The sequence below is a fragment of the Undibacterium hunanense genome (assembly GCF_014284335.1).
In the GTDB taxonomy this organism is placed as follows: domain Bacteria; phylum Pseudomonadota; class Gammaproteobacteria; order Burkholderiales; family Burkholderiaceae_D; genus Undibacterium; species Undibacterium hunanense.
This window is the reverse complement of record NZ_JACOGF010000005.1, coordinates 1-13,490: the sequence shown is the minus strand read 5'-3', so window position 1 is coordinate 13,490 and position 13,490 is coordinate 1. Positions and strand designations below refer to the sequence as shown.

Here is a 13,490-nt window from a genome sequence, read left to right as displayed (position 1 = left end):
AACAGACCATGTTTGAAAAAATCATTCGCTTCTCCATCGCCCAGCGCTGGCTGGTGATCATGCTGACACTGACCCTGGCGGCGCTGGGTGTATTCAGTTATCAGCAATTGCCCATCGATGCCGTACCCGACATTACCAATGTACAGGTTCAGGTAAATACCGCCGCCCCAGGTTATTCGCCGCTGGAAGCCGAGCAACGCATCAGCTTTCCGATAGAAACCGTGATGGCAGGTCTGCCGCATCTGCAGCAAACCCGCTCCCTGTCACGTTATGGCCTGTCGCAGGTGACCATCATTTTCAAGGATGGCACCGACATTTATTTTGCCCGTCAGCTTGTCAATGAACGCATACAGGAAGCCAAAGGCAAGTTACCGGCTGGCATAGAACCGACAATGGGGCCTATCTCTACCGGTCTGGGCGAGATCGTCATGTGGACCGTCGAAAGCAAGGAAGGCGCTGTAAAGCCTGACGGCCAGCCTTACACGGCAACAGACTTGCGCGAAATCCAGGACTGGATCGTCAAGCCGCAATTACGCAATGTCAGCGGTGTGACTGAAATCAATACCATAGGCGGCTATGCCAAGGAATTTCTGGTAGCGCCAGCGCCGGAAAAACTGGTGGCGCATGGTCTGAACTGGCAGGACGTGGTCACCGCACTGGAAAAAAACAATGGTAATGCCGGTGCCGGTTACATAGAGCGGCGTGGCGAGCAATATCTGGTGCGGGCACCGGGGCAACTGGCATCAATGGAAGATGTCCGCAATGTACTGGTCAGCAGCCAGCAAAACGTGCCGGTGCGCATTCGTGATGTTGCCGATGTCAGCATAGGCCAGGAGTTGCGTACCGGTGCAGCCACCGAAAATGGTCGTGAAGTGGTACTTGGCACGGTATTCATGCTGATAGGTGAGAACAGCCGCAAGGTGTCGCAGGCGGTCACCAAAAAACTGGAAGACATCAATCGCAGCCTGCCCGCAGGCATTGTGGCCAGCATCGTATATGACCGCACCACTCTGGTCGACAAAGCCATCAACACCGTCAAGAAAAACCTGCTGGAAGGTGCGGTACTGGTGATCGTCATTTTGTTCCTGTTTCTGGGCAATATCCGTGCTGCCCTCATCACTGCCATGGTAATACCGTTGGCGATGCTGTTCACGTTTACCGGCATGGTGGGCAACAAGGTCAGCGCCAACCTGATGAGCCTGGGAGCGCTGGATTTTGGCATCATTATCGACGGTGCCGTGGTGATCGTCGAAAACTGCGTGCGCAGGCTGGCCCACGCACAGGCTGCGGTAGGACGGGTACTGAACCGCAATGAACGCCTGCAAGAAGTGTTCACTGCGGCAAAAGAATCACGCCGGCCCCTGCTGTTTGGACAGTTGATCATCATGGTGGTGTATCTGCCGATCTTTGCACTGACTGGTGTCGAAGGAAAAATGTTTCACCCCATGGCTTTTACCGTGGTTGCAGCGCTGATTGCGGCAATGGTGTTGTCGATGAGTTTCATCCCTGCCGCCGTTGCCCTGTTCATCGGTGACCACGTCAGCGAAAAAGAAAACCGTCTGATGACCTGGGCCAGACAGGCGTATCAGCCATTGCTGACTTTTGCATTGCGCAGCAAGGCGCTGGTTCTGAGTATTGTACTGGTGGCACTGGCCTTGAGCGGCTTGCTGGCGAGCCGCATGGGCAGTGAGTTTGTTCCCAGCCTGAATGAAGGTGATATTGCCCTGCATGCCATGCGCATACCCGGCACCAGCCTGACCCAGGCCCTGCAAATGCAGACAGAACTGGAACACATCATCCGCACTTTCCCCGAAGTGGATAAAGTGTTCGGCAAACTGGGTACTGCTGAGATTGCTACCGATCCCATGCCACCGAATGTGGCCGACACCTTTATCATGCTAAAACCGCGCAACACCTGGCCAGACCCGCAACGCAGCAAGGAAGACCTGGTAGCCGCCATCCAGCAAGCAGTGGAAAAAGTGCCGGGCAATAATTATGAATTCACCCAGCCCATACAAATGCGTTTTAATGAACTGATCTCTGGCGTGCGCAGTGATGTAGCGGTCAAGGTGTTTGGTGATGACATGGATGTCATGAACCGTTCAGCGGAAGAGATTGCCGGAGTGCTGGAAAAAATCCCCGGTGCTGCCGACGTCAAAGTGGAACAGACCACTGGCCTGCCCATGCTGAGCATACAGATAGACCGTGAAAAAGCGGCCAGACTGGGCCTGAACATCAGCGAGGTACAGGAAGTGATTTCTGCGGCGATAGGCGGCAAGGAATCCGGCACCCTGTTTCAGGGCGATCGGCGTTTCGATATCGTGGTGCGTTTGCCAGAAAAACTGCGCAGCGATATTGAGGCCATCAAGCGCCTGCCTATTCGCCTGGGTGGCAATATGAGCAAGGATATGGGCAGCGACAAGAGTGCTGCCGGTGCTACCGGCATCGCACATTCCGCACACACCGGCTTTGTCACGCTGGCAGATCTGGCAAGCATAGATATGACACCTGGCCCCAACCAGATCAGTCGCGAAGATGGCAAACGGCGGGTGGTGGTTACTGCCAATGTCCGTGGTCGTGACATCGGTTCTTTTGTGACAGAGGCGCAACAGCAACTGGCAAAACAGGTCAAAATTCCAACAGCTTACTGGACGACCTGGGGCGGCACGTTCGAGCAATTGCAGTCCGCAACACAGCGTTTGCGAATTGTCGTGCCGGCAGCATTGCTTATGGTCTTCCTGCTGCTGTTTGCCATGTTCGGCAATATCCGGGATGGCTTGCTGGTCTTTACCGGTGTGCCGTTTGCTCTGACTGGTGGCATCCTGGCATTGTGGCTGCGTGATATTCCCCTGTCGATTTCAGCCGGGGTTGGCTTTATCGCGCTGTCCGGCGTTGCTGTATTGAATGGCCTGGTCATGATCGCCTATATACGCAGCCTGCGTGAAGAAGGGTTGGCACTGGATGCGGCAATACAACAAGGTGCCCTGACACGCCTGCGCCCGGTATTGATGACGGCACTGGTGGCATCGCTGGGCTTTATCCCCATGGCGCTGGCGACCGGTACCGGTGCTGAAGTCCAGCGTCCACTGGCTACTGTGGTCATCGGCGGTATCCTGTCATCTACCATACTGACGCTGCTGGTACTGCCTTTGCTGTATCAACTGAGCCATCGAAAACTGGCTAACTCACTGTAAGCCCATACCGCCTGGTGCATAAAAAATGCCCAAAAGCGAATAAACGCTTTTGGGCATTTCCAGTCCTGCATTTCAAACCAGATCAGATCAGATCGGGCTTTGTCGCATCGATTCAATCAGTCTGCCAGCTCGATTATTCAACTGCTTTCACCATGTCTTCAATGACTTTCTTGGCGTCACCAAACACCATCATGGTTTTATCCATGTAGAACAATTCATTGTCCAGACCTGCATAGCCAGAAGCCATGGAGCGCTTGTTGACGATGACGGTCTTGGCTTTGTAGGCTTCCAGGATAGGCATGCCGGCGATAGGTGATTTAGGATCTTTTGCCGCGGGGTTGACCACGTCATTTGCACCCAGTACCAACACCACATCCGCCTGACCAAATTCGCTGTTGATGTCTTCCATCTCGAACACCTGGTCGTAAGGTACTTCAGCTTCTGCCAGCAAGACATTCATATGACCAGGCATACGCCCTGCCACAGGGTGAATTGCGTACTTGACGGTAATGCCTTTGTGCGTCAGTTTTTCTGTCAGCTCTTTCAGGGCATGCTGGGCACGTGCGACTGCCAGGCCATAGCCAGGAACGATGATGACGGTTTCGGCATTACCCAACAAAAAGGCAACGTCATCAGCAGAGCCGGATTTGACGGTACGCTGTGCCTGGTCGCCGCTGGCAGCAGTAGCCGCTTCGCCACCAAAACCACCCAGTATCACATTGAAGAAAGAACGGTTCATCGCCTTGCACATGATGTAAGACAGGATGGCACCGGACGAACCCACCAGCGAACCGGCAATGATCAGCATGGAGTTATTCAGCGAAAAGCCGATACCCGCAGCCGCCCAGCCAGAATAGCTGTTCAGCATCGACACCACCACCGGCATGTCAGCACCACCGATAGGGATGATGATGAGCACACCCAGCACAAAAGCCAGGGCTGTCATGATGATGAAAGGTGTCCAGCTTTGCGTGACGCAGAAGGCAATGCCGCAACCCAGCATGGCTATCGCCAATACCAGGTTCAACTGATGCTGCCCACCGAAGCTCACCGGCGCGCCCTGAAACAGGCGGAACTTGTACTTGCCCGACAATTTACCAAAGGCGATGACAGAACCAGAGAACGTAATCGCACCGACAAAAGTACCGATAAACAATTCCAGACGATTACCGAAAGGAATAGGCTGGTCTCTTGCGACGATATTGAATACCCATGGTTCAGACACGACAGCTACGGCGATACACACCGCTGCCAGACCGATCAGTGAGTGCATCGCTGCGACCAGTTCCGGCATCTTGGTCATCTCTACGCGTTTGGCCAGCGTTGCGCCTATGCCGCCACCAACGATGACGCCGATGGCAACCAGACCGTAACCCAGACCTGCACCAGCGCTTTCGTTTTTCAGCTTGACGATGAGGGCGATGGTAGTCGCAACTGCGATTGCCATGCCTATCATGCCGAAGCTGTTACCACGGCGTGCCGTGGATGGATGGGACAAACCTTTGAGGGCCTGGATAAAGCAAACGGATGCAATCAGATAGAGCATCGTTACCAGATTCATGCTCATTATTTGTCCTCCTTCGGTGCTTTAGGCTCTTTTTTCTTGAACATTTCCAGCATTCTCTGGGTCACCAGAAAACCGCCGAATACATTCACTGCCGCCAGTGCCACGGCAACCGTGCCCATGACCTGGGCCAGTACGCCTTCGGTCAGGCCGGCAGCCAGCATGGCACCAACGATGATGATGGCAGAAATGGCATTCGTCACAGCCATCAAAGGCGTGTGCAGGGCCGGTGTTACTGTCCACACCACGTGGTAACCGACATAAATTGCCAGCACGAATATGATGAGGTTGGTAAGGGTATGACTAACTTCCATGATGTCCTCTCTTTAATTGGATTGAGACATGCAAATCGCTAGGTGGACAAGGAGCAAACAAGATTTTGCATGCTGCCTGCCCCGGCTACGTTATTTATACTCTTTAATACTGGTGATCTGATTCTTGCCATTCACAAAAACGACATTCGGTTTATACGCTTTTGCTTCTTCTTCTGTCATCGGCGCATAGGTACAGATAATCATCAAATCGCCCAGTTGTACGCGGCGGGCTGCAGCGCCATTCAGTGAGATTTCACCGCTACCACGTTTGCCCTTGATGGCATAGGTGGAAAAGCGTTCACCGTTGTTGACGTTATACAGCTCTATCTGTTCGTTTTCGATGATGTTGGCAGCGTCGAGCAGATCTTCATCTATACCGCACGATCCTTCGTAGTGCAGGTCACACTGGGTCACAGTTGCGCGATGAATTTTGGCGCGGAGCATATTTCTTTGCATGGTCTTTCTACTTTCTGATACTTAAAAAAATCTTAAATCTTAAATCTTGAATCTTGAAACTTTACTCGGCTGCTTATTTCTTCAGGACTTCACCAGCCGAACACACCAGGGTGGCGGCGACGATTTCATCTTCACGATTAATCGCCAGCGCAGCATCCTTGTCGATGATGAGCTTCAAAAAATCCAGCACATTACGGGAATACAGGGCTGATGCATCGGCGGCCACCAGGGTCGCCAGGTTAGGCTCGCCGATGATGTGTACGCCATATTTGGTGACGGTCTTGTTAAGTTCAGACAAGGGGCAATTGCCGCCCTGCTCTACCGCCATATCGACGATGACTGAGCCTGGTTTCATGGCCTTGACGGTTTCTTCCGAGATCAGGATTGGTGCCTTGCGACCTGGAATCAATGCCGTGGTGATGATGATGTCTGCCAGCTTGGCACGTTCATGCACGAGAGCTGCCTGCCTTGTCATCCATGCTGCCGGCATGGGGCGGGCATAACCGCCCACACCTTTGGCGATTTCGCGTTCTTCATCGGTTTCATACGGCACATCAATAAATTTCGCACCCAGGGATTCAACCTGTTCTTTCACTGGAGGACGTACATCGGATGCTTCAATCACTGCACCCAGGCGCTTGGCTGTGGCAATCGCTTGCAAGCCGGCCACACCCACACCCATGATCAATACACGTGCAGCCTTGACCGTGCCAGCCGCTGTCATCAGCATGGGCATGAAGCGTTGATAGGTATTGGCGGCCAACATGACAGCCTTGTAACCGGCGATATTGGCTTGCGAAGACAAGACGTCGAGCGACTGCGCACGGGTAATGCGCGGTGCAGCCTCGAGTGCAAATGCGGACAGGCCGTGTGTGGCCATTGCCGCAATATTGTCTGCGTCAAAAGGATTGAGCATACCGACCAGCACTGTGCCCGATTTCATCAGCGCACGTTCATCTGCATCTGGCGCACGCACTTTCAAAACCAGCTCGGCGCCAAGTGCATCGGCTGCCGTGCCGATTTCAGCACCAGCCGCCTGGTAGGCTTCGTCGGTAATGCTGGAAGCTACGCCAGCACCAGACTGCACGATGACCTGGTGTTTGGCGGCGACATATTTTTTTATGGTTTCTGGGGTTGCCGCAACACGCGTCTCCCCCGGCCGTGACTCGGCGGGAATGCCGATTTTCATAGATTGCTCCCTGATGTGAATAAATTCGGTGAATAAATTCCGTGCTGATCATTAGATGCTGATCATTCCGTACTGGTCGTACTGATAATTCCGTACTGATAATGCGGTACCCATGATTCTGCACTGATGAGGCCAAGGGCAGGCTCTGGCCTCAAGACTAATTTTGTCGGACCCAGTTGTATGACAACTTATACAATTCTTACCCGAATCTTACATTTAGTATTCGACAACGATATTACACGCAAATTGTTTTTTAGCACAACCGTTCGTTTTTCTTTATTTTATGATTTTCACGACGCAAATTTCAGGATGTCGCCCGGCATCAGGAAGCATGGAATTATTTATTTCTTTATTAAAAACAGTCACTTAAAGAAAACTCTTCAAGCCGCATCAGTTTGGTGCAAATTAAAAAATCAGGAATTTTGCTGTCTGCAATCAGGCCATAGATAAATTACGCATTAGCTAATTCGGTCTCAAATTTGCTGGATTGCCACACAAAATCTGACGGCAAAGTAAAATGTCGGACTTACCGGGAAATGCTATGTCTGCCATTTGGAAACCCTCCGTCACTGTAGCCGCAATTATCGAACGCGACCAACAGTTTTTCATGATTGAAGAAGAAACACCTGACGGTATCCGCATCAATCAACCTGCCGGTCATCTGGACCCCAACGAATCGCTGGAACAGGCTGTCATCCGCGAAACACTGGAAGAAACCGCGCACGCTTTCACACCTACCGGACTGATCGGTACGTATATGTCACGTTTCATTTCCCCCACAACGGGTGAAGCCGTGACTTACCTGCGCTTTGCCTTCAGCGGGGAACTGGGCGCAGCGCAGGACAGGCCGCTTGATACCGGCATCCTGCGCACCGTGTGGATGAGTTATGCCGACTTGCTGGCATCACAGGACAGGCATCGCAGCCCTCTGGTCATGCAGTGCATCAATGATTATTTGCAGGGGCAGCATGCGCCGCTATCCCTGTTGTTTACCCATCCAAGCGCACTTGGAAACTTGGAACATCAATAATGAGCAAGAAAAAAGTCGTAATCGGTATGTCTGGTGGTGTGGATTCTTCGGTATCCGCCTGGCTGCTGAAAGAACAGGGCTACGAAGTCATCGGCCTGTTCATGAAAAACTGGGAAGACGATGACGATTCCGAATACTGCTCGACCCGTGAAGACTGGATCGACGCAGTCAGCGTTGCCGACGTGGTCGGTGTCGATATCGAAGCCGTCAATTTTGCCAGCGAATACAAGGACCGTGTCTTCGCAGAGTTCCTGCGTGAATACCAGGCTGGCCGCACGCCCAATCCGGACGTACTGTGCAATGCCGAAATCAAGTTCAAGGCTTTTCTTGACCATGCGATGAAGCTGGGTGCCGATTACATCGCCACCGGTCACTATGCGCGCGTGCGCGAAATGAATGGCCAGTTCCAGTTATTGAAGGCAATGGATGCCAGCAAGGACCAAAGCTATTTCCTGCACAGGCTGAACCAGCAGCAATTGGCAAATACCCTCTTCCCCCTCGGTGAAATCCACAAGACCGAAGTGCGCAAGATTGCCGAACAGTTGCAACTGCCCAATGCAAAGAAAAAAGATTCCACCGGCATCTGTTTCATCGGTGAACGTCCTTTCCGTGAATTTTTGAATCGTTATCTGTCCTACAAGCCGGGCGACATCCAGACGCCTGAAGGTGAAATCATAGGCCAGCACGTGGGCCTGAGCTTCTATACGCTGGGCCAAAGAAAAGGCATAGGCATAGGCGGTATCAAATCCCATCAGAATGCCGATGGCAGCAGTGACGCCTGGTATGTAGCGAAAAAAGATGTCACAGCCAACACCCTCTACGCGGTACAGGGGCATGACCATCCATGGCTGTTGTCAGAATCGCTGGAAGCCGGACAGGTGAGCTGGGTGGCAGGCCATGCACCACAGGCAGGTGACCTGTCTGCCAAGACACGTTATCGCCAGCCCGATGTCGCCTGCGAGTTCAATGGCGACGAACAACGCTTTTCCCTCGCCTTCCCGCAGGCACAATGGGCTGTCACGCCCGGACAGTCAGCCGTCCTCTACGATGGTGATGTCTGCCTGGGTGGTGGTATTATCGACGTCGCTGCACGCGCCCACACAGAAAGCTGATCAGCAGTTGCACCCATGCCAGATAAATACCTATCCGTGTTTATCTGGCCAGCCAGCAAAACTGGCCCATCCATTCGCCAAATTCCTCCAAAAAGCCGGAAAAACAGCGTTCAGCACACAGAAATTGATATAAATCATATGCCAGCCAAGGTCTCTCCTGACTGGTGATCGCAATCTTTCCTCTGGTACACATATTAGCTTGAGCGAATAAGTCTAATTTCAGAACAAAATTTGATGTCTTTTGTTTATTCTGACAATTCTCCTTAAATGCGCGATTTATCCAAAATATGTACGGAGAGAGACAATCATCGATTTGACACGATTCATTTCTTTACAATTTAAATCGATGAAATTATATTTACATTTCTACTTCACCAGAAAAGCCAGTCGATATGAATCGTCCTGATACGCAAGCACTAGGTGGTACTGTTAATGCACGCATAGGCAAGGTCTATATGAGCTTGTCAAAAGCACATAGAAAAGCAGCAGACTATGTGCTGTCGAATGTTTTTCGCTCTGCCACGATGTCTATCGATGAACTGGCAAATGCAGTCGGTATCTCTGTTGCAACAGCGAATCGTTTCGCCAGGGCGCTGGGATTTGAAGGCTATCCGCAATTTCGTGCAGAACTGGTATATGGCTTCGAAGCCATGCTGGCCCCTATTGACAACCTGCGCAGTGAAATCCAGCGCCCTGCCACCAGCACAGAAATCATTTCCAGTTCTCTGAATGAAGACATGGCCAATCTGGAAGCCACCCGCCGCGGCCTGGCGCCTGATTTGTGTAACCATGCCGTACGCCAGATCCTGAATGCGGAAAGAATTTATATCGTCGGCTATGGCGCCAGCGCCTTCCTGGCCGGCTTGATGGCGCATAGCCTGGACCCCTTCTGCAACACCGTGCAATCCACCCTGGGTTCTGGTGGGCCATCGAATGTAGCGCGACAATTATTCAAGTATACCGAGCGCGACCTGGTGATCGGCATTTCCTTCCCGCGCTATGCCGAAGACGTGGTCACCATCCTGCAGCAATTGCGTGAAAAGGGTGTGCCTATCCTGGCCCTGACAGACGCCCCTAGTTCACCCCTGGCATCGCTGGCGAATGTCACGCTGTATGCGCAGACCCGACGTAATTTCTCGCCTAATTCCGAAGGTGCTGCCCTGTGTCTGATTGAAGCCATTTGCAGCGCCGTCGCCCATCAGGCCAAAGCGCCCGTCCATGCAGCATCAGAGATGACCAAGTTCATGCTGCCATGGCTGTATCAGGAACCCAACGCCACCAGCCGCAAATCCCAGGCTGCTGCTGCCAGCAAGATCATCGACATGGATCGCCCGGCCTGAACGCGGGTATTCAAGATGAAAACCAAAGCATCTGCCGGCATCGCCATCCATGGTGGTGCCGGTACTATCTTGCGCAGTTCACTGACGGCAGAACAAGAACAGACTTACCTGACTGCCCTGCATGACATCGTAGTTGCCGGTGCACGCATACTGGCCGACGGCGGCAGCGCGCTGGATGCCGTTACTGTGGCAGTCAGCCTGCTGGAAGACTGCCCCCTGTTCAACGCGGGCAAAGGCTCGGTATATACCAGTGCAGGTCAGATAGAAATGGATGCTGCCATCATGGACGGCCAACATCGCCGTGCCGGTGCAGTCGCCTGCGTGACAAACCTGCGCAACCCTGTGCGGGCAGCGCGCATGGTCATGGAGCACAGCCCGCACGTGTTGATGGTAGGACCAGGTGCTGAACAGTTCGTCCGCAAGCATGGTGCACAAATAGAAGATGCCACTTACTTTCATACCGAGCAGCGTTATGTGCAATTACTGCGCGCACGACAGGAAGCCGGTATGCTTCTCGACCACGACGCCGACAGAGTGGCCGCTGAATCAGGTACAACCTCAGACACAACACCAGGCACAGCGCCCAAGATGACACCCGAAGCAGCACCACTGGATCCGGATAAAAAATTCGGTACCGTTGGTGCCGTCGCACTCGACATGCATGGCAATCTGGCAGCAGCCACCTCTACAGGTGGCATGACCAATAAACTGCCAGGGCGTGTCGGCGACACGGCCATGCTGGGTGCCGGCTGCTATGCAGACAACCGCACTGCTGCCCTGTCTGCCACCGGCACTGGCGAAGCCTTCATGCGCAGCCTGGCACTGCATGACATCGCAGCACAGATGGACTATACCGGCCTGAGCCTGGAACAGGCCGCATACAAGACCGTGATGGAAAAACTGCCGCAATTGCAGGGGCGTGGTGGCGTCATAGGTATAGACAGGCAGGGCAATATCGTCCTGCCCTTCAATACCGAAGGCATGTACCGCGCCAGCATGCACATCGGGGATGTGCCACTGACAGGCATTTACCGCGACTTTCAAAAACTGTAGTTTTCAGAAGCGGTAGTTTCTTCCTCCGATTACCGGAAACAGTTATTCAAAGTACACCTATACTGCGGATGTCTTCACTTAACGAAACCGGAATCACGCATCATGCAAAATCTTCCTAAAATTGGCCTGGCATTACTGGTTATTGTCATCCTGTTTCTCTTGAATCCCTTTGCCACCATCCCGGCTGGCCATCGTGGCGTGCTGACCACGTTTGGCAAACCCTCGGATGAGGTATATAGCGAAGGCATACACTTTGTCTGGCCGATAGCGCAAAAACTGCACAAGGTGTCGGTCGCCATCCAAAAAGGTGAAGGCGATGGTGATGCCGCATCAAAAGACTTGCAAACCGTACACACCAAGATTGCCATCAACTATCATGTAAGGCCAGATGCTGTGGTCTCGGTCTATCGTGATCTGGGTAACGAGGCTGGTGAGCGTATCATCATCCCCAGCGTACAGGAAGCCGTAAAAGCCGTCACTGCCAGGTTCACCGCTGAAGAACTGATTTCACGCCGCTCGCAGGTACGTGATGAAATCGTGCTGGCACTCAAAGAACGCATGGCAAGGCATGGCCTGATCGTGGATGAATTTTCCATCGTGAATTTTAACTTCAGCAAAACCTTCAATGAAGCGATCGAAGCGAAAACTACCGCCGACCAGTTGAAAATGAAGGCCGAACGCGACCTGCAAAGGATAGAAGTGGAAGCCAAACAGAAAGTATCCCGCGCCCGCGCTGAAGCCGAAGCACTGGCCTTGCAAAGACAGCAGGTAACACCAGAATTATTGCGCCTGCGCGAAACCGAGAATCAGGCCAAGGCGATAGAAAAATGGGATGGCCGCCTGCCCACGACAACGGGTGGTGCAATCCCCTTTCTCAATATCGGTAAATAATTTCGCACCTGATTGTTAACAGAGCCCAGCCATGTCCGAACAAAAGTCTTCCGCCCGCTTCACGCTGTTTTGCATACTCTTGCTGTTGGTGTGGTACATGCTCGACACGCCGATGGACCTGAACATGGACTGGGACCTGGAAGACTTCGACATCTTCTCCAGCACCGGCATGTCCCTGCCCGGCATCGCCGTCGCCATCATCGCTGTCGTCTTCGCCATGATCATGGTTGGCCTGGTCATCGCCGGTGTATCGTTTTTACTGGTAGGCATAGCCGTACTGATAGGCGGCCTGTTCCTGATGGTGTTTTCACCATTCTTGTTACCGCTGGTGCTGGTATTGATTGTGGTGAGTATTTTTAAGAGGAAGTCGCGGTAATGCTGATATTTTGACTTTGCAATTAACTTGGACGTTAATCCGCCTGAGGCATAGCATTTTCTGTACATTACAAAAAATGTGCCGGAGCATAGCGCAAGCATCGGAATGACAAGTCTGCGTCGCCCTTACTTTGAATGCATATTCTGGCAAAGCGTTTTTATTCACCATATTCGTTGAGTTACGATTGCTGGTCGGGGGTAGCCCGACAGCTACTCACTTTTCTTTTCTTGCAAAGAAAAGTAAGCAAAAGAATGCGCCCGCGGCGTCGCATTCCACTGCGCCGCTTGCAAGCGGCTTAGATGTCGGCAGCGCAAAGCATGCTTTGCGAAACCCTGCCAACATCCCCTTCGGGGTCCCCGTTTGTGCAATACAAAAAATGGGAAGGTCCGAAACTCGCCTGCGGCCTTGCTTTAGGAACATGCGTTTGCAAGCGCATGCCGTTACGCAGGCGAGGTGCATACACCTCGAAACCCCTGCTACACCTCAAACATCGGCCCTTCTTTTTCCATTTCCTGTACCGCACAAACGGCATCGCCACAGCGGAACTGCAAAGATCAAAAACAGCAGCAAAGTCAAAAACAGCTTCAACGTCAAAAGCAACAGCAACCCCAAAAACCCAGGTTAATTAACGGTATTCATTACAATTTAAGTTTCGGCTGCATTGACGTTGCTGTTGCTGTTGTTTTTGACTCTGTTTTTGACTTTAATCCGCTTGGGACGATGTAATTTGTGCTTCACAGAAAATGGAATCAGAAGAGCCGATGTCTGAGCGAAGCGAGTTTCGGATCTTCCCATTTTTTGCGACGCACAAATTATGCTGAAGCGTAGCGTAAGCACCCGAAGGGCGAGTCTGCGGTCGCCTTTCTTTGATTCCTTTCTTTGGCGAAGCGTAACTATTCAGCAGTTGTAAACATTCCCGACTTACTGCATAGTGCAGAGGATGATAAAAATTCCTGACCTTAGAGAGTTAA

Annotated in this window: 12 protein-coding genes; 8 read left to right on the top strand and 4 right to left on the bottom strand. The window is 52.4% G+C overall.

What is annotated here, in order from left to right; all coding sequences use genetic code 11:
- Positions 1 to 8: 8 nt before the first annotated feature.
- Positions 9 to 3,194 (top strand): efflux RND transporter permease subunit, encoded by a 3,186-nt coding sequence (locus tag H8L32_RS11215; RefSeq protein ID WP_186947322.1) that lies wholly within the window; start codon positions 9 to 11, stop codon positions 3,192 to 3,194.
- A gap of 133 nt (positions 3,195 to 3,327) precedes the next feature.
- Here H8L32_RS11215 and H8L32_RS11210 read toward each other — a convergent pair whose 3' ends face one another.
- The 4 genes from H8L32_RS11210 to H8L32_RS11195 form a co-directional block, all read right to left on the bottom strand.
- The gene (locus H8L32_RS11210) at positions 3,328 to 4,761 is read right to left on the bottom strand and encodes an NAD(P)(+) transhydrogenase (Re/Si-specific) subunit beta (protein WP_186947321.1); all 1,434 of its coding nucleotides are present in this window, start codon (positions 4,759 to 4,761) and stop codon (positions 3,328 to 3,330) included.
- On the bottom strand, positions 4,761 to 5,072 hold the full coding sequence (locus tag H8L32_RS11205) for an NAD(P) transhydrogenase subunit alpha (RefSeq protein ID WP_186947319.1): 312 nt from the start codon (positions 5,070 to 5,072) through the stop codon (positions 4,761 to 4,763). The genes H8L32_RS11210 and H8L32_RS11205 overlap by 1 nt, the downstream gene beginning before the upstream one ends.
- A gap of 90 nt (positions 5,073 to 5,162) precedes the next feature.
- Positions 5,163 to 5,528, bottom strand: a complete 366-nt coding sequence (gene panD / locus H8L32_RS11200; protein WP_110255112.1) for an aspartate 1-decarboxylase — start codon at positions 5,526 to 5,528, stop codon at positions 5,163 to 5,165.
- A gap of 73 nt (positions 5,529 to 5,601) precedes the next feature.
- Positions 5,602 to 6,717 carry a Re/Si-specific NAD(P)(+) transhydrogenase subunit alpha gene (locus H8L32_RS11195; RefSeq protein WP_186947317.1) on the bottom strand — a complete coding sequence of 372 codons (1,116 nt, stop codon included), beginning with the start codon at positions 6,715 to 6,717 and terminating at the stop codon, positions 5,602 to 5,604.
- Between the two features lie 541 nt (positions 6,718 to 7,258).
- On the opposite strand from H8L32_RS11195, the gene H8L32_RS11190 reads away from it, so the two are divergent.
- The 7 genes from H8L32_RS11190 to H8L32_RS11160 all read left to right on the top strand — a co-directional run bounded on the left by H8L32_RS11190 (position 7,259) and on the right by H8L32_RS11160 (position 13,245).
- A complete protein-coding gene (locus tag H8L32_RS11190; protein ID WP_186947316.1) occupies positions 7,259 to 7,747 on the top strand; it encodes an NUDIX hydrolase in 489 nt (162 codons plus the stop codon).
- Positions 7,747 to 8,859 (top strand): tRNA 2-thiouridine(34) synthase MnmA, encoded by a 1,113-nt coding sequence (gene mnmA, locus H8L32_RS11185; RefSeq protein ID WP_186947314.1) that lies wholly within the window; start codon positions 7,747 to 7,749, stop codon positions 8,857 to 8,859. The genes H8L32_RS11190 and mnmA overlap by 1 nt, the downstream gene beginning before the upstream one ends.
- A gap of 392 nt (positions 8,860 to 9,251) precedes the next feature.
- Positions 9,252 to 10,199: a MurR/RpiR family transcriptional regulator gene (locus H8L32_RS11180; protein WP_186947312.1), complete on the top strand. Its 948-nt coding sequence runs from the start codon at positions 9,252 to 9,254 to the stop codon at positions 10,197 to 10,199.
- 15 nt (positions 10,200 to 10,214) lie between these two features.
- On the top strand, positions 10,215 to 11,252 hold the full coding sequence (locus tag H8L32_RS11175; protein ID WP_186947311.1) for an isoaspartyl peptidase/L-asparaginase family protein: 1,038 nt from the start codon (positions 10,215 to 10,217) through the stop codon (positions 11,250 to 11,252).
- Positions 11,253 to 11,354: 102 nt separating this feature from the next.
- On the top strand, positions 11,355 to 12,143 hold the full coding sequence (locus H8L32_RS11170; RefSeq protein WP_186947310.1) for a prohibitin family protein: 789 nt from the start codon (positions 11,355 to 11,357) through the stop codon (positions 12,141 to 12,143).
- 31 nt (positions 12,144 to 12,174) lie between these two features.
- The gene (locus tag H8L32_RS11165) at positions 12,175 to 12,519 is read left to right on the top strand and encodes a hypothetical protein (protein ID WP_186947308.1); all 345 of its coding nucleotides are present in this window, start codon (positions 12,175 to 12,177) and stop codon (positions 12,517 to 12,519) included.
- 453 nt (positions 12,520 to 12,972) lie between these two features.
- Complete coding sequence (locus H8L32_RS11160) at positions 12,973 to 13,245, top strand: hypothetical protein (RefSeq protein ID WP_186947307.1); 273 nt, start codon at positions 12,973 to 12,975, stop codon at positions 13,243 to 13,245.
- Positions 13,246 to 13,490 lie beyond the last annotated feature (245 nt).